The sequence below is a fragment of the Sphingomonas faeni genome (genome assembly GCF_023195535.1).
Taxonomy (GTDB): Bacteria; Pseudomonadota; Alphaproteobacteria; order Sphingomonadales; family Sphingomonadaceae; genus Sphingomonas; species Sphingomonas faeni_B.
In genome coordinates, this window is record NZ_JALPNF010000002.1 from 596151 (window position 1) to 610760 (window position 14610).

The following is a 14610-nucleotide window of genomic DNA, read 5'->3' on the forward strand; positions in this document are numbered from 1 at the left end:
GTGCGTGCGAGCGCGCTGGGCGCCCACTGTCTATTTGGGTGTATATAAGGCGATCCGCGAAGAGGGCTACTCTAGACGGACATGGCGCGCGCGCAGCATGGCGGCGACGGTTGGGAGACGGTAATGTTGGGTATTCTGCTGATGCTGTCCGCCGCCGCTGCGCCCGCCCACGAGCCGGCGCCCCGGTGCACGCCATCCCGGCTCGCGGCGTGTCGCAACACGAACCAGCTTATAGGGGCGCCCGCGTTCAGGATCGCTGTCCGGCGCTTCATCGGCAAACGCAAGGCGAGCTATCTCTACAAGGATGGCGATGTCGCGAGGCAGCAATTCGATGTGCTCGGCGGCCCGCCGGATGAGCCGAAGCGGATCGGCGAACTGTACCGCTTCACCGCGTGCCGCGCGCAGAGCTGCGGCGAGAAGGGTGCAGCGGTGCTCGATCCTGAGGGCAGGATCGTGGCGCTGGCGATCCTGTATTCGCCGTGCGCGACGGCGGACATGCGCGACTGCAGCCGGCGCGACGACCTGATCGTGTTCATGCGTGAGCGGGATCGGTTGCAGCGGGTGGAAGTGGTGGCGAATTTGCGGGCCTGGGCGGTGGAGCAGGCGGCGGAGAGCTATACGATGGCGGGGCAGCCCAAGGTGCGGTTCGGCGGGATGACGGTGATCGATCCGACGGCGAGGTAAAACGCACGAATTCACGTCCTATCCTCTGGCACCAACACAAACCGTCATCCCAGCGAAAGCTGGGATCTCCCGGTTCAAGCCGCGACGTCCGCCAACGGGGATACCCCAGCTTTCGCTGGGGTGACGGTCGGGGGGGGCTGACGGTCGGGGGGGGGGCTGACGGTCGGGGGGATGACGGTCGGGGCTGAGGTCTATGGTCGAAACTTGGTTCGGTGACCTAAGCACGGACGGGACTTCCTCGCAGCCCCCGTTACCCGGACCGCCTCAAGCCACGCCGAATGGGACCACCCGATTCGCCTGCGTGTGACCGACCTCCGCCCGCCCCAGATACGGCACGCTCATGTCGCGGCTCCAGCGGACCATCATATAATCGAGAGTCTCGCCCCAGGGCGGGTCGTTCTCCTGCACCGCGGTCACCGCGCCGAGGCGCAGTCCCGCAATCCCCTTCAACTGCGTGGCGTTGGCGACTTTGAAGAGCATCCGGTCGATCGCGTACATCGGCTCGGACACCTCCTCGACGATCAGGACGTGATCGGTCAGGTCGGGCAACCACGGCGTGCCGATCAGCGAGGTCAGGATGCTGAGGTTGAACGCCGCCGAGGGGCGTCCGTCGAGCCCGGGTTCCAGACCTGCCCGATCGCCGCGCACCATCCAGCCGAGCGACCGCGCGACCGTCGCCTCGCCGTCGTGGCGGTTGATGTCGCTGACCATTGGGCCGTGCACCGGTCGGCCGATCCGCCGGGCGTACAGCGCGCCGAGGAGGAAGCCGACGTCGGAATAGCCGAGATACGTCTTGTGGCGCGCCGCGCGGCCGAGTTCGGGCATGACCATCGCGAGGATGCGGTTCGCGCCATAGCCACCGCGCAAAAACCAGAGCGCGTCGAACGCGGGGTCGTTGGCGTATTCCAGAAACGCCGCCGCGCGGCGAAAGTCGGAGCCCGCGAAATGGCCGTCGGTCTCCAGGCATTGCGGATGGAAGACGAGCTCGACCTCCGGGAACGCGGTCGCCGCATAGGCGGTGATCTTGGCGATCGCCGCGGGATTGGTCCGGCTCGACGCGGCGAGCACACCGATGCGCATTGTTCGTGTTCCCGACCTTGCCCCGTTACCAAACCGCCCATATCGCGGCGTCATGGATATCAGCAAATCTTCATTCGGGCCCTGCTTCTTCGTCGGCATCGGCGGCTCGGGCATGATGCCGCTCGCGATGATCCTCGCGGGGCGCGGCGCGAGCGTCGCCGGATCGGACCGCAACCTCGACCAGGGCCGGGTGCCTGCCAAGTTCGACGACCTTGCCGCCAAGGGCGTCGCGCTGTTCCCACAGGACGGGAGCGGGATCGTCTCGGCAGACCAGCTCGTCATCGCCTCCGCCGCGATCGAGGCCACCGTGCCCGACATGATCGCGGCGGACGCGCTCGGCTGCACCCGCTCGACCCGCGCGGCGATGCTGGCGTCGCTGTTCAACGACAGCCGGTTGCCGATCGGGGTCGCCGGGACGAGCGGCAAGTCGACCGTTACGGGCATGATCGGCTGGATCCTGCACGCGGTCGGGCGCGATCCGACGGTGATGAACGGCGCGGTGATGAAGAACTTCGCCACCCCCGACGCGCCGTTCGCGAGCGCGCTGATTGGCGAGGGCGAGGCGTTCGTCAGCGAAGTCGACGAGAGCGACGGCTCGATCGCGGGCTATGCGCCGAAGATCGCGGTGCTCAACAATGTCAGCCTCGATCACAAGTCGTTGGAGGAACTGCGCCTGCTGTTCGGGGACTTCATCGCCAAGGCCGAGACGGCGGTGGTGAACGCGAACGATCCCGATGCCGCCGCGCTCGCTGCACGCCTGCCGCGCGGTCAGGTTACCACGTTCGCGATCGACGCGTCGGCCGACCTGCGCGCCGAGAACCTCAAGCCCGAGCCGTTCGCGATCCGCTTCGATCTCGTGTCGCGCGGCGTGCGGACGCCGGTGAAGCTCGCGGTGCCGGGGCGGCATAACGTCTCGAACGCGCTGGCCGCGATCGGGGCGGCGATGGCGGCGGATGTGTCGCTGGCCGATGCGGTGAAGGCGATTGCGGGGTTCACGGGTCTGCGCCGCCGCTTCGACCTCGTTGGAGAGGCTGGCGGCGTAGCGGTGATCGACGATTTCGGGCACAACCCGGACAAGATCGCCGCGACGCTCGACACGCTCCACGCGTTCCCCGGGCGGCTGCTGCTGTTCTTCCAGCCGCACGGCTATGGCCCGTTGAAGGTGATGGGGCGCGAGCTGGTCGCGACGTTCGTCGAGCGAATGGCGGAGGACGATGTGCTCGTTCTCCCCGACCCGGCCTATTACGGCGGCACGGTCACGCGGGAGGTTACGAGTGCGGACATCGTCGCGCAGATCGTCGAGCGCGGTCGTGATGCGCGCCATGTCGCCGACCGGGCGGAGGCGGCCGCCGCGCTGGTGGCTGAGGCGAGACCGGGCGACCGCATCGTCGTGATGGGTGCGCGAGACGACACGCTGAGCGTGCTCGCCAGCGGCATGGTCGACGCCTTGGCCGCGCGGTGATACGCTTGGCGCCAAGGAGACCGCCGATGTTTCGCCGCCTGTTCCTCGACCATCCCGCCACCGTCGGCGAGAGCTATGCCGAGCATTTCGGCGTTGCCGGCCGCTTCGGGCTGACGATGATCAAGGGCGGCCTCGGCGCGCTGGTCCACGCCTTCATCCCAGCACTGTGCAAGACGCGGGGGAGCGATACGGTCGCAGACCTGCACCGCCAGATGGTCGAAAAGCGCGGCGCGGTCGCAGTGGATCAGACGCAGATGAAGACGGTCGAATTCATCATCTGACACGCGGCGCGCGGTCGTCCCATCGATCCTCCCCCCGCCAGGGGGAGGCAGTTGGCGCTTGCCAGACGGAGGAGGCGGTACGGGATCACCGGCGTTCCGTATCCTCCCCCTCCGTCACCTTCGGTGCCACCTCCCCCTGGCGGGGGGGGGATCGAGAGGGCCTGTAAAGCGTCGATCGCCGAACTGTTCGGGCTGGCGATCGAAGACATCTTCACCAGCCCGTCAAAGACAGTCTAAAGCCACGGGATGACCGACATCGCTCCCGCCGCTGCGCCCGCCGCTACCACGCCTCCCGCGAAGGAGCGCCCTCGCCTCGCCTATCACCATACTCCGGGTACCGGCCCGACGATCGTGTTCCTGTCGGGGTACGCATCGGACATGACGGGTACCAAGGCGGTGACGCTGGAGGCGTGGGCGAAGTCCGAGGGACGGGCGTTCCTGCGGTTCGATTATGGCGGGTGCGGACAGAGCGAGGGGGCGTTCGAGGACCAGACTCTGGTCGACTGGCGCGACGACGTGCTGGCGATGATCGATGCGCTGGTCGACGAGGCTGCGATCCTTGTGGGATCGTCGCTGGGCGGGTGGCTGATGCTGCTGGCGGCGAAGATGCGCCCCGATCTGGTCAAGGGGCTGGTCGGGATCGCGCCGGCGCCCGACTTTACCGACTGGGGCTTCACCACCGACGAGAAGATGGCGTTGCTGAGCAACGGGCGGATTGAGCGCAAGAACCCTTACGGTCCCGAGCCTACCGTCTACACTAGCGCATTCTGGTCGTCGGGCGAGGCGAACCGGCTGATGTTCGGCGAGATCGCGTTCGACGGCCCGGTGCGGCTCGTCCAGGGCCAGCGCGATCCGGACGTGCCGTGGCAGCGGACCGCGCGACTCGCCGAGCTGTTGCGTTCAGCCGATGTGCAGACATGGCTGGTCAAGGACGGCGACCACCGCCTGTCGCGCGATAGCGACATTTCCCTCATCATCCGGGCGGTCGAGGATGTGATCGCCGCCTTATGATCTCGATTTTGCTTGCCCTCGCCGCTGCCCAGGCTTCCGGCCAAACTGCGCTCCGAGCGCCCGCGGAGGCCGGGCCGCTCGATATCCGCACCGACCGGTTGCAGCGCTGTATCGCGCTCGTCCAGACCGATCCGGCGGGCGCCCGGGCCGAGGCGGCGCGGTGGCGGATCGCGGGCGGGCGCTTCGCGGCGCGCGAATGTGCCGGGCTCGCTTACGCGGCGGAGAAGGCGTGGCCGGCGGCGGCTGGCGAATTCGAGGAGGCCGCGCGCGCGGCGCAGCTCGCCAGGAATGCGGGTGCGGCGACCTATTGGGCGCAGGCGGGGAATGCCTGGCTGGCGGCAGCGGACCCGGCCAAGGCACGCGCTGCGCTCGATTCGGCACTGACCGCGGGGACGCTCACCGGGTTGCCGCTGGGTGAGGCACAGCTCGATCATGCGCGGGCGCTAGTCGCGACGGGCGATCTGGAGTCTGCGCGGACCGATATCGATCTGGCGCTGACCAATGCTGCGGACGATCCGCTGGCGTGGCTGTTGTCCGCGACCTTGGCGCGGCGCGAGGGGAACCCGGTGCGGGCCAAGAAGGATATCGGCGAGGCGTTGCGGCGCGCGGCGGACGATGCCTCGGTGCAGCTGGAGGCGGGCAATATCGCTGCGCTGGCAGGCGACGAGGATGGCGCACGGGCTGCCTGGGGTCAGGCGGCGCGGCTGGCGCCGGATACGCCGGTGGGGCGGAGTGCGGTGACCGCGTTGAAGCAGTTCGATACGGGAAGCAGCGCTCCTCGGCCCAGCACGCCGATCGGACGCTAGCGTCCGCTTCCTTGTTCTCCGGCGAAGGCGGAAGCCCAGACTGGATCCCCGCCTTCGCGGGGAAACAAGCTTCCCTAGGAGCCCTACCCTTTCACGCCCCTGCCCCCGTTCCTATCTGCCGTTCCGAACAACCCTCGGAGCAAGCATGAAATACCTCCACACGATGATCCGCGTGACCGACCCGGCGAAGACGATCGCGTTCTTCGAACTGCTGGGGCTGAGGGAGGTCCGGCGGATGGAGAACGAGAAGGGTCGGTTCACGCTGATCTTCCTGTCGGCGCCCGGCGACGAGAGTGCGGAGGTCGAGCTGACGCACAATTGGGATCCCGAAGACTATGGCGAGGGGCGCAATTTCGGCCATCTCGCCTACCGCGTCGACAATATCTACGACACCTGCCAGCGGCTGATGGACTCGGGCGTGACGATCAACCGGCCGCCGCGCGACGGGCACATGGCGTTCGTGCGGACGCCCGACAACATCTCGATCGAGCTATTGCAGGCGGATGGCGCGCTCGATCCGGCCGAGCCGTGGGCGTCGATGCCGAATACCGGCAAGTGGTGACGCGCTGATGCTCGATATCGTCCGCGTACCGGTGCTGTCCGATAATTATGCCTGGCTGATCCACGACACCGTCTCGGGCGAGACGGTGGTGATCGATCCGGGCGAAGCGGGGCCGGTGATTGCCGCCGCCAAGAAGCGCGACTGGCGGATCGACCGGGTATGGACGACGCATTGGCATCCCGATCACACCGGCGGGAACGCCGAGATGAAGGCCTATGGCGCGACGATCGTCGGCCCGGCGGCGGAGGCGGACAAGATCCCGACGCTCGACGATCAGGTCGGCGAAGGCGATGTCGTGCGGATCGGCGGGCACGAGGCGACCGTGATGACGGTGCCGGGGCATACGCAGGGACACATCGCGTTCCACTTCGCCGACGATGCGGCGATCTTCACTGGGGACACGCTGTTCGCGATGGGCTGTGGGCGGCTGTTCGAGGGGACGCCGGCGGATATGTTCGCGAACATGCAGCGCTATGCGGTGCTGCCCGACGAGACCGAGGTGTTCTGCGGGCATGAATATACGCAGAGCAACGGGCGGTACGCGCTGGTCGCCGAGCCGGACAATGCCGACATCGTGACGCGGATGGCCGAGGTCGATGCGGCGCGCGCGAAGGGCGAACCTACCGTGCCGACGACGATCGGGCGCGAGCGCGCGACCAACCCGTTCCTGCGGGCAACATCTGTCGAGCAGCTTGCCGCGTATCGTGCGGCGAAGGATGATTTTCGCGGGTAAAAGGCGTATGAGGATGGCGGGGATTTTGAGGAGCGTTGCGATGCGGATGCGGACCCTGCCACTCTTGATGCTGCCGGCTTTACTTCTTGGCGCGTGTACGCAGACCCAAGCGGATGTCGAACGCGCGCAGGTGCGTGAGGCGGGTGTGCAGGAGAAGCTCGCGAAGGAACTCGCCGGGCTGGTGCCGGGCAAGCCCGAGACGTGCATCAGCCAGTTCCCGCAAAAGCAGAGTTCGGGTTACGGCGCGACGATCCTGTACCGCGTCAATAAGGGGCTGGTGTATCGCAGCGATACCGTCGGCGGGTGCGAGGGGATCGGGCGGGGCGACATCCTCGTGACGCGGACGCCGAGCGGTCAGCTTTGCCGCGGCGACATCGCGCAGACGTTCGATCAGTCTTCGCGGTTTCCGACGGGGAGCTGCAGTTTCGGTGAGTTCGTGCCGTATCGGAAGCCGTGATGCGCGCGATGATCGTTGCATCGCTGGCATTTGCTCTGGCGGCTGGAAAGTCCGATCCGCTCGGCGGACGGGTCGCGGGCAAACCGGTGCAGTGCATCGATATCCAGCGCAACAGTGGGCCTGAAATCATCGATTCGCAGACGATCCTGTACCGGCAGTCTGGCAAACGGATTTGGAAGACCGGACCGGTCGGCGAATGCCCGTCGCTGCGGCCGCTCGATACGCTGATCGTCGATGTGTATGGCGGGCAATTGTGTCGCAACGACCGTTTTCGGACGGTGTCGCCCGGCATGTCGATCCCGTCGGGATATTGCCGGTTTCGAGATTTTACGCCGTATGACAAGGTGAAGTAGCGGGGCTTCTCGTCCGCGCTGCCCTTGCCTCGCATCACGCGGGTATCCGTGTCGCACCACCCCCGCGGAGGCCGGGACCCAATTGGGAGACGGTGCTGACTGAGAACGGCGCTCCGTTACATCGGCCTTGCCAATTGGGCCCCGGCCTTCGCCGGGGTGGTTGCAAGTGGGTAGCGCCTTTCGATCACAAGTCCCCTCCCCCTGTCATCCTGACGAAAGTCAGGATCCCGGATTACAAAGGGCTGCGCGCGGTACTCTGGGTCCTGACTTTCGTCAGGATGACGGAATACGGGTGGGTCACCCCGGACAACGGCAGGTCCACGCGATCAGTCGGCGAACACTGCTGCGCGCTTTTCCATGTTGGCCCGCACCTGCTCGACCTGGTTGGGGGTGCGGATGACCTTCAACTGCTCTTCGGTCTCGGCAAGCAGGACCGTCGCCGCGTCCGCATCCGCCGCGAGGTTGTAGAGGCGCTTGGAGCCCTGGATCGCGTGGGGGTTCCTCGCTGCGATCTCGCGGGCGAGCATCATCGCTTCGCCGAGCGGGTCTTCGGACAGCCGCGTGACGAAGCCGTGTCGCAACGCCTCCGCGCCGTCGAACTCGCGCGCGGTGTAGGTCAGTTCACGCAGCACGTCGTCGCGGGCGAGCGTTCGCCAGAGGGCGATGCCAGCCATGTCGGGGACCAGGCCCCAATAGCTCTCGCGGATGGCGAAGCGCGCGCCCGGATGCGCGATGCGGATGTCGGCGCCCGACATGATCTGAAAGCCGCCGCCGAACGCGACGCCGTGGACTGCGGCAATCACCGGCATCGGCAGCGTGCGCCAGCCCCAGGCGACCTGCTGGGGAAGGTTCGCGCCCTCCTCGGTCCGGTCGCCGAGCGCGACCCCCGAGCCGCCGCTCGCCATCGAGGCCATGTCGAGGCCGGCGCAGAACGCCTTGCCTTCGCCGGACAGCACGACGCAGCGGACGTCCGTCATCCCCTTGAGGCGGTCGATCGCGGCGGCGATGCCTTCGAACATCGCCGGATCAATCGCGTTCATCTTGTCGGCGCGGTTGAGGCGGACGTCTGCGATGCCCTCGGCGACGGTAATCGTGACCCGGTCGTTCATTGTGGCGATCCTCTCGAACTTTGCACGAACGCTAACCGGCCCCGCGCGCGCCCGCAATGTTGCGCGCGCTCACACTGCGTGTAGAGGCTCGCGCATGGCTGGTTTTGATCCACAATGGTTTGCGACGCGCGGGTTCGGCGGGCACGGCGCCGCGCTGGGGATGCGCTATCACGCGCATGGCGAAGACTGGGCGGAGCTTGCGCTGCCCTATGACGAACGGCTGATCGGCGATCCGGCGAGCGGCGTGATCGCGTCGGGCCCGATCATCACGATGATGGACATGGCGACGAGCCTGGCGATCTGGATCAAGCGCAACGCGTTCGTACCGCATGCGACGCTCGACCTGCGCGTCGATTATCTGCGGCCGGCGACGCCGGGCAAGACGGTGATCGGGCGCGGCGAATGCTACCGGATCACGCGCTCGATCGCGTTCGTGCGCGGACAGGCGCATGACGGCGACCCGGACGATCCGCTCGCGCATGTCGCGGGGACGTTCATGGTTGTGGGCGATGTCGCGGGCATGGGTCTCAACAGGAGGACCGAGGCATGACCATCGGTTTGCCGCCCTATGCGGAGATCCTTCGCGTTTCGGTCGAAGCCGAGGACGGCGCGCCACCGGTGTTGCTGATGCCGTTTGCGGACGACGTGCTGGGGCGACCGGGGTTTCTGCATGGCGGTGCGATCTCGGGGTTGCTGGAGATGGCGGCGATTGCGGCTTTGCAGCATGCGTTGGAGGCTGAGGGTGGTGCCGACGCGCGGATCAAGCCGGTGAACGTGACGGTCGACTTCATGCGCGGCGGCCGCGACAAGCCGACGCGCGCGGCGGGCGTGGTGACGCGGCTCGGGACGCGGGTGGCTAACGTCGAGGCGACCGCGTGGCAGGACGAGCGGGAGAAGCCGATTGCCGCGGCGCGAATGAATTACCTGATCGTGCGCGATTAGCCGCTTCTGCTCCCCTTCCGCTTTGCGGGAGGGGTCGGGGGAGGGGCGTGCCTAACCGACCGGACGCCAGTACGTACGTCGCGCCCTCCCCTGACCCCTCCCGCAAGCGGGAGGGGAATTGAGGTCACTTCGCGGTCAGTTTTATCAGGCGGCCTTGCGATTCGCCGCCGTCTTCAAGCACCCAGATCGCGCCGTCGGGGCCTTGTTCGACCTCTCGGATTCTCGCGCCCATGTCCCATTGGTCGCCCTTCGCGGCGTTCGTGCCGTTCAGGTCGACGCGCACCAGCGACTTCGACGACAGGCCGCCGATGAACGCGTCGCCCTTCCACTGCGGGAACATGCTGCCAGAATAGATCATCAGGCCGCCGGGCGAGATCACCGGGTTCCACGATACCTTGGGCGGTTCATAGCCGTCGCCGGGCTTGTGATCGGGGATGTCGCGGCCGTCGTAGTGGCCGCCGTTCGAGGCATTGGGCCAGCCATAGTTGAGGCCGGGCTTGATCAAATTGACCTCGTCGCCGCCCTTCGGCCCCATCTCCTGCTCCCAGAGATTGCCCTGAGCGTCGAACGCGATGCCGAGCAGGTTGCGGTGGCCGTAGCTCCAGATCTCGGGTGCGAAGCCCTTTGCGGCGAGCGGATTGCCGGGTGCGGGTTTGCCGTCGAGCGTGAGGCGCAGCACCTTGCCGAGCGTGACCTTCGGGTCCTGCGCCGGCGTGAATTTCTGGCGATCGCCATTGGTGAAGAACAGATATTGGCCGTCCGGCGAGAAGGCGATGCGGCCGGAGTAATGACCGTTGCCCTCGACGAAGGGCCGCGCGCTGAAGATCGTCTCGATCTCGCCGAGACGCTCGCCGCCGCCGCCGTTCGCACGCAGGCGACCGCGCGCGAGGACGACGCCCTTGCCGCCCTCGCCTGCGGTCGAATAGCTGAAATAGACGCGCTGGCTGGTCGCGAAGTCGGGGGCGAGGACGACGTCCATCAGCCCGCCCTGCCCTGCCGAATCGACCGTGATCGTCGCGACCGTCTGGCGCGACTTGCCGTCGGCGGACACGAGCAGCATCTGGCCCTGCTTCTCGGTCACCAGCATCCGCTTGTCGGGCAGCACCGTCATCGCCCACGGCGAATCGAAATCGGCGACCACCGTCTCCTTGAACGGCTTCCCCCCCGCTGCCGGTTGCGCCGAACAGGCGGTCGAGGCGAGCAGCGTGGCGGTCAGTAAACCCGTGGCGAACAGCGTTTTGCGAATCATGATCTTCTCCCGGAAATCTCTCCGCCAACGCGGCGTTACCGATGAAGGTTGCGCCCGCTTGCGGACCAGCGCCACCCCGCGTATAGAGGCATCACTTCTCTACATCGCCAGATGAAGAGGCTGCAGGGCTTGCTCCGCGGCGGCAATCACCTGTGCTTTGGCCCTGTTTGGAATTTCGATGGCGAATATCGCCCTGCTGACCGACCTGATCGAACCCGAGGCCACGGCGCTCGGCCTCAGCCTCGTGCGTGTCCGCATGCAGGGCGGCAAGTCCGATCCGACGTTGCAGGTCATGGCCGAGCGCCCCGACACGCGCCAGTTGCTGATCGACGACTGCGCCGAGCTGTCGCGCCGCATCTCGGACAAGTTCGACGCGCTCGAGGCCGAGGGCAAGGACCCGGTCGGCGAGGAGGCGTATCGTCTCGAAGTGTCGAGCCCCGGTATCGATCGCCCGCTTACGCGGTTGCAGGACTTTGCCGACTGGGAAGGCCAGGAGGCGCGTATCCGCCTCGTCGAGCCGTTCGAGGACCGCAAGCAGATCTCGGGCAATCTGATGGGCGTCGAGGGGACGAAGATCACCGTCGACGTCAACAAGCACAAGATCATGACGATCGACTTTTCGCAGGTCGCCGACGCCAAGCTCGTCATGACCGACCGACTCATCGCCGCGACCGCGCCGCTTTCCACCGAAGGCGCGGACGAAGTTTTCTATCAAGACGTGGCCGAGCCTGATGCTCAGGGCACCGAGACCGAAGAAGGACAGCATTGATGGCCACGGCAGTCACCGCAAACCGCGCGGAACTGATCGCGATCGCGAATTCGGTCGCGTCGGAGAAGATGATCGACAAGGCGATCGTGATCGAAGCGATGGAGGACGCGATCCAGCGCGCCGCCCGCTCGCGCTACGGCGCCGAGAACGACATCCGTGCGAAGCTCGATCCGAACACCGGTGACCTGCGCTTGTGGCGCGTCGTCGAAGTGGTCGAGGCGGTCGACGATTATTTCAAACAGGTCGACGTCAAGGGCGCGCAGAAGCTGCAGAAGGACGCGGCGCTGGGCGACTTCATCGTCGATCCGCTGCCCCCGATCGAGTTCGGCCGCATCGCTGCACAGGCCGCCAAGCAGGTCATCTTCCAGAAGGTCCGCGACGCCGAGCGCGAGCGCCAGTTCGAAGAGTATAAGGACCGCGCGGGCGAGATCATCACCGGCGTCGTCAAGCGCGTCGAGTTCGGCCATGTCGTCGTCGACCTGGGTCGCGCCGAGGGCGTCATCCGCCGCGACGCGCAGATCCCGCGCGAAGTGGTGCGCGTCAACGACCGCATCCGCTCGCTGATCCTCAATGTCCGCCGCGAGAACCGTGGTCCGCAGATTTTCCTCAGCCGCGCGCACCCCGACTTCATGAAGAAGCTGTTCGCGCAGGAAGTGCCCGAGATCTACGACGGCATCATCGAGATCAAGGCCGCGGCCCGCGATCCCGGTTCGCGCGCGAAGATCGGCGTCATCTCGCATGATTCGAGCATCGATCCGGTCGGGGCGTGCGTCGGCATGAAGGGTAGCCGTGTTCAGGCCGTCGTGCAGGAAATGCAGGGCGAGAAGATCGACATCATCCCGTGGTCGCCCGACATCGCGACCTTCGTCGTCAACGCGTTGCAGCCGGCCTCCGTGTCGCGCGTCGTGATCGACGAGGAAGAAGAGCGCATCGAGGTGGTCGTTCCCGATGACCAGCTCAGCCTCGCGATTGGTCGTCGTGGCCAGAACGTGCGGCTTGCGTCGCAGCTGACCGGCAAGGCGATCGACATCCTCACCGAGGCCGATGCGTCGGAGAAGCGCCAGAAGGACTTCGTCGAGCGCTCGGCGATGTTCGAGAAGGAGCTCGACGTCGACGAGACGCTCGCGCAGCTGCTGGTCGCCGAAGGGTTCACGAACCTGGAGGAGGTCGCCTATGTCGAGGTCGAGGAGATCGCCGGCATCGAGGGCTTCGACGAGGACCTGGCCGGCGAGTTGCAGAACCGTGCGACCGAGGCGCTTGAGCGTCGCGACGCCGCGAGCCGCGAAGAGCGTACCGCACTTGGCGTTGAGGATGCGCTTGCGGGCATGCCGTATCTGAACGAGGCGATGCTGGTCACGCTCGGCAAGGCGGGCATCAAGACGCTCGACGACCTCGCCGATCTCGCGACCGACGAGCTGGTCGAGAAGAAGCGCGTCGAGCCGCGTCGTCGTAACGAGGATGCGCCGAAGCGGCCTGAGCCTAAGGGCGGGATTCTCGCGGAATATGGTCTGAGCGACGAGCAGGGCAACGAGATCATCATGGCCGCCCGCGCGCACTGGTTCGAGGACGAGGCTCCCGAGGCTTCGGCTGATGACGTCGAGGCGGACGAAACTCCGGTGGAAGAGGCTTCGGCTGACGACGCCGTGGTCGAGGACGCTGCGACTGAAGAGACGACGGCCGACGAAGCCGTGGCTGAGGACGCTTCGGCGGACGACGCCGTGGCTGAAGACGCTGCGGACAAGACCGACACGAAGAGCGAGGGCGACAAGGCCTGATGCCCTTCGTCAGCATCCGCATCTCGGGGTCCGCCACCAAGGACCAGAAGTCCGGCATCGTCGCCGACGTCACCCAGTCGCTTGTGCAGCGGCTGGGAAAGAACCCGGCTGCGGTGCAGATCGTGATCGAAGAGGTCTCGACCGAGAATTACGGCGCGGGCGGCCAGCTGCTGGTCGACCGCGACGCCCCGAAAGCAACTCCGGTGCAGGAGGACGCAAATGCGGAACCCTCCCGATGAGGCGCTAGGCGCTACCGACACCCTACCTTCCTCCCCTCCCGCAAGCGGGAGGGGACCGAGGGGTGGGCGCCCGGCTTCCGGTCAAGCTAAGGGCAGCAATGGGAGAAAGCGCGAGCCCAACCCTAGCCCCTCCCGCATGCGGGAGGGGGATGATGATGCGCCCGTACGCAAATGCATCCTCTCGGGGGAGCGCGACGTGCGGCCACACCTGGTGCGACTCGCGTTGTCGCCCGATGGGCAGATCCTTCCCGACGTGCGCGCCAAGGCTCCCGGCCGCGGCGCCTGGATCGGTGTCACGCGAATCGAGCTCGAAGCCGCGATCAAGAAGGGCAAGCTCAAGGGCGCTCTCTCCCGCGCGTTCAAAACGGGCGAGTTCACCATCGATCCCGAGCTTCCGGCCAAGATCGAAGCCGCGCTGGAGCGTAATGCGCTCGACCGGCTCGGGCTCGAATCGCGGTCGGGGACGGTGTTGATCGGCTCCGACCGGATCGAGCAGAACGCGCGCCAGGGGAAGCTGAAGACGCTCTACCATGCGTCCGATGCGGCCGAGGATGGCAACCGCAAGCTCGATCAAGCGTGGCGCATCGGCAACGATGTCGAGGGCTCGGGTTTGCGGGGGTTGGCACTCCCGGTGTCGCGCACCATATTGGCGTTGGCGCTGGGACGGGAAAATGTGGTACACCTTGGCCTGACAGACCGCGCTGCAGCAAAGCGGGTGAGCGAAGCGCTCGACCGTTGGCTGCATTTTATCGGCTCCGAACCTTCTTCCGTGTCTTGCGAAACGGCCTCGCAGGGCGCATCGGCGTCACAAAATATAGGGGCGTCCGGATCGACCGGACAACGCCCGGCCGTGGACATGACTGAGGAATTTGAGTGAGCGACACGGACAACGAGAAGCCGAAACTTGGCATGCGCGCACCTTTGGGTGTGAAGCGCACGGTCGAGACCGGCCAGGTGAAGCAGAGCTTCAGCCACGGCCGATCGAATACGGTGATCGTGGAAACCAAGCGCGCGCGCGTCCTGCGCCTGTCTCTTATACACATCTGACGCTGCCGACGATCGCTATGAGGTGGAGATCTGGGTAGGCGCTGGTACAGG

Annotated in this window: 18 protein-coding genes and 1 pseudogene; 16 read left to right on the plus strand and 3 right to left on the minus strand. The window is 66.5% G+C overall.

All coding sequences use genetic code 11. From position 1 onward, the window contains the following. Window positions 1–81: 81 nt before the first annotated feature. Window positions 82–684, plus strand: a complete 603-nt coding sequence (locus SPHN_RS07230) for a hypothetical protein (RefSeq protein ID WP_248522333.1) — start codon at window positions 82–84, stop codon at window positions 682–684. A gap of 264 nt (window positions 685–948) precedes the next feature. Here SPHN_RS07230 and SPHN_RS07235 read toward each other — a convergent pair whose 3' ends face one another. Then, window positions 949–1764 carry an LD-carboxypeptidase gene (locus SPHN_RS07235; protein ID WP_248522335.1) on the minus strand — a complete coding sequence of 272 codons (816 nt, stop codon included), beginning with the start codon at window positions 1762–1764 and terminating at the stop codon, window positions 949–951. Window positions 1765–1816: 52 nt separating this feature from the next. Between SPHN_RS07235 and SPHN_RS07240 the strand changes: the two genes are divergently transcribed. From SPHN_RS07240 to SPHN_RS07275, 8 genes are all read left to right on the plus strand, one after another. Next, window positions 1817–3226, plus strand: coding sequence for a glutamate ligase domain-containing protein (locus SPHN_RS07240; protein WP_248522337.1), 1410 nt, complete (start codon window positions 1817–1819; stop codon window positions 3224–3226). Between the two features lie 26 nt (window positions 3227–3252). Next, window positions 3253–3507, plus strand: a complete 255-nt coding sequence (locus tag SPHN_RS07245; RefSeq protein WP_248522338.1) for a DUF6356 family protein — start codon at window positions 3253–3255, stop codon at window positions 3505–3507. Window positions 3508–3753: 246 nt separating this feature from the next. Beyond that, window positions 3754–4518: an alpha/beta fold hydrolase gene (locus tag SPHN_RS07250; RefSeq protein ID WP_248522339.1), complete on the plus strand. Its 765-nt coding sequence runs from the start codon at window positions 3754–3756 to the stop codon at window positions 4516–4518. Beyond that, complete coding sequence (locus tag SPHN_RS07255; RefSeq protein WP_248522341.1) at window positions 4515–5324, plus strand: hypothetical protein; 810 nt, start codon at window positions 4515–4517, stop codon at window positions 5322–5324. The genes SPHN_RS07250 and SPHN_RS07255 overlap by 4 nt, the downstream gene beginning before the upstream one ends. A gap of 145 nt (window positions 5325–5469) precedes the next feature. Beyond that, window positions 5470–5886, plus strand: coding sequence for a VOC family protein (locus SPHN_RS07260; RefSeq protein WP_248522343.1), 417 nt, complete (start codon window positions 5470–5472; stop codon window positions 5884–5886). 7 nt (window positions 5887–5893) lie between these two features. Next, on the plus strand, window positions 5894–6619 hold the full coding sequence (gloB, locus tag SPHN_RS07265) for a hydroxyacylglutathione hydrolase (protein WP_248522345.1): 726 nt from the start codon (window positions 5894–5896) through the stop codon (window positions 6617–6619). 40 nt (window positions 6620–6659) lie between these two features. Next, on the plus strand, window positions 6660–7076 hold the full coding sequence (locus tag SPHN_RS07270) for a hypothetical protein (protein ID WP_248522347.1): 417 nt from the start codon (window positions 6660–6662) through the stop codon (window positions 7074–7076). Then, window positions 7076–7429: a hypothetical protein gene (locus tag SPHN_RS07275; RefSeq protein ID WP_248522349.1), complete on the plus strand. Its 354-nt coding sequence runs from the start codon at window positions 7076–7078 to the stop codon at window positions 7427–7429. The genes SPHN_RS07270 and SPHN_RS07275 overlap by 1 nt, the downstream gene beginning before the upstream one ends. Window positions 7430–7755: 326 nt before the next feature. Here SPHN_RS07275 and SPHN_RS07280 read toward each other — a convergent pair whose 3' ends face one another. Beyond that, window positions 7756–8538, minus strand: coding sequence for a crotonase/enoyl-CoA hydratase family protein (locus SPHN_RS07280; RefSeq protein WP_248522351.1), 783 nt, complete (start codon window positions 8536–8538; stop codon window positions 7756–7758). Between the two features lie 94 nt (window positions 8539–8632). Between SPHN_RS07280 and SPHN_RS07285 the strand changes: the two genes are divergently transcribed. Together SPHN_RS07285 and SPHN_RS07290 are read left to right on the plus strand one after the other, a co-directional pair. Continuing rightward, window positions 8633–9088, plus strand: coding sequence for a PaaI family thioesterase (locus tag SPHN_RS07285; protein WP_248522353.1), 456 nt, complete (start codon window positions 8633–8635; stop codon window positions 9086–9088). After that, window positions 9085–9480, plus strand: coding sequence for a PaaI family thioesterase (locus tag SPHN_RS07290; protein ID WP_248522354.1), 396 nt, complete (start codon window positions 9085–9087; stop codon window positions 9478–9480). Before SPHN_RS07285 ends, SPHN_RS07290 begins: the two co-directional genes overlap by 4 nt. Before the next feature lie 124 nt (window positions 9481–9604). Here the strand turns inward: SPHN_RS07290 and SPHN_RS07295 are convergent, their stop codons facing one another. Continuing rightward, window positions 9605–10729 (minus strand): PQQ-dependent sugar dehydrogenase, encoded by a 1125-nt coding sequence (locus tag SPHN_RS07295; protein ID WP_248522356.1) that lies wholly within the window; start codon window positions 10727–10729, stop codon window positions 9605–9607. A 178-nt stretch (window positions 10730–10907) separates the two neighbouring features. Here SPHN_RS07295 and rimP point away from each other — a divergent pair, with 178 nt between their 5' ends. From rimP to SPHN_RS07320, 5 genes and pseudogenes are all read left to right on the plus strand, one after another. Next, window positions 10908–11498, plus strand: coding sequence for a ribosome maturation protein RimP (gene rimP / locus SPHN_RS07300; protein ID WP_248522357.1), 591 nt, complete (start codon window positions 10908–10910; stop codon window positions 11496–11498). Next, a complete protein-coding gene (gene nusA, locus SPHN_RS07305) occupies window positions 11498–13273 on the plus strand; it encodes a transcription termination factor NusA (RefSeq protein ID WP_248522359.1) in 1776 nt (591 codons plus the stop codon). Before rimP ends, nusA begins: the two co-directional genes overlap by 1 nt. After that, window positions 13273–13512, plus strand: a complete 240-nt coding sequence (locus SPHN_RS07310; RefSeq protein ID WP_248522361.1) for a tautomerase family protein — start codon at window positions 13273–13275, stop codon at window positions 13510–13512. Before nusA ends, SPHN_RS07310 begins: the two co-directional genes overlap by 1 nt. A gap of 136 nt (window positions 13513–13648) precedes the next feature. After that, window positions 13649–14389, plus strand: coding sequence for a DUF448 domain-containing protein (locus tag SPHN_RS07315; protein WP_248522363.1), 741 nt, complete (start codon window positions 13649–13651; stop codon window positions 14387–14389). Between the two features lie 32 nt (window positions 14390–14421). Continuing rightward, window positions 14422–14535 (plus strand): annotated as a pseudogene (locus tag SPHN_RS07320) (translation initiation factor IF-2 associated domain-containing protein); the annotation flags it as partial. Between the last annotated feature and the right edge of the window lie 75 nt (window positions 14536–14610).

Excerpts from the sequence above, each read along its gene's own strand:
- SPHN_RS07255 (WP_248522341.1), top strand. The coding sequence starts at position 4,515 with ATGATCTCGATTTTGCTTGCCCTCGCCGCTGCCCAGGCTTCCGGCCAA.
- SPHN_RS07275 (WP_248522349.1), top strand. The coding sequence starts at position 7,076 with ATGCGCGCGATGATCGTTGCATCGCTGGCATTTGCTCTGGCGGCTGGA.
- gloB (WP_248522345.1), top strand. The coding sequence starts at position 5,894 with ATGCTCGATATCGTCCGCGTACCGGTGCTGTCCGATAATTATGCCTGG.
- SPHN_RS07315 (WP_248522363.1), top strand. The coding sequence starts at position 13,649 with ATGCGGGAGGGGGATGATGATGCGCCCGTACGCAAATGCATCCTCTCG.
- nusA (WP_248522359.1), top strand. The coding sequence starts at position 11,498 with ATGGCCACGGCAGTCACCGCAAACCGCGCGGAACTGATCGCGATCGCG.
- SPHN_RS07270 (WP_248522347.1), top strand. The coding sequence starts at position 6,660 with ATGCGGATGCGGACCCTGCCACTCTTGATGCTGCCGGCTTTACTTCTT.
- SPHN_RS07280 (WP_248522351.1), bottom strand. The coding sequence starts at position 8,538 with ATGAACGACCGGGTCACGATTACCGTCGCCGAGGGCATCGCAGACGTC.
- SPHN_RS07260 (WP_248522343.1), top strand. The coding sequence starts at position 5,470 with ATGAAATACCTCCACACGATGATCCGCGTGACCGACCCGGCGAAGACG.
- SPHN_RS07240 (WP_248522337.1), top strand. The coding sequence starts at position 1,817 with ATGGATATCAGCAAATCTTCATTCGGGCCCTGCTTCTTCGTCGGCATC.
- SPHN_RS07250 (WP_248522339.1), top strand. The coding sequence starts at position 3,754 with ATGACCGACATCGCTCCCGCCGCTGCGCCCGCCGCTACCACGCCTCCC.
- SPHN_RS07245 (WP_248522338.1), top strand. The coding sequence starts at position 3,253 with ATGTTTCGCCGCCTGTTCCTCGACCATCCCGCCACCGTCGGCGAGAGC.
- SPHN_RS07285 (WP_248522353.1), top strand. The coding sequence starts at position 8,633 with ATGGCTGGTTTTGATCCACAATGGTTTGCGACGCGCGGGTTCGGCGGG.
- SPHN_RS07235 (WP_248522335.1), bottom strand. The coding sequence starts at position 1,764 with ATGCGCATCGGTGTGCTCGCCGCGTCGAGCCGGACCAATCCCGCGGCG.
- SPHN_RS07230 (WP_248522333.1), top strand. The coding sequence starts at position 82 with ATGGCGCGCGCGCAGCATGGCGGCGACGGTTGGGAGACGGTAATGTTG.
- SPHN_RS07295 (WP_248522356.1), bottom strand. The coding sequence starts at position 10,729 with ATGATTCGCAAAACGCTGTTCGCCACGGGTTTACTGACCGCCACGCTG.
- SPHN_RS07290 (WP_248522354.1), top strand. The coding sequence starts at position 9,085 with ATGACCATCGGTTTGCCGCCCTATGCGGAGATCCTTCGCGTTTCGGTC.
- rimP (WP_248522357.1), top strand. The coding sequence starts at position 10,908 with ATGGCGAATATCGCCCTGCTGACCGACCTGATCGAACCCGAGGCCACG.
- SPHN_RS07310 (WP_248522361.1), top strand. The coding sequence starts at position 13,273 with ATGCCCTTCGTCAGCATCCGCATCTCGGGGTCCGCCACCAAGGACCAG.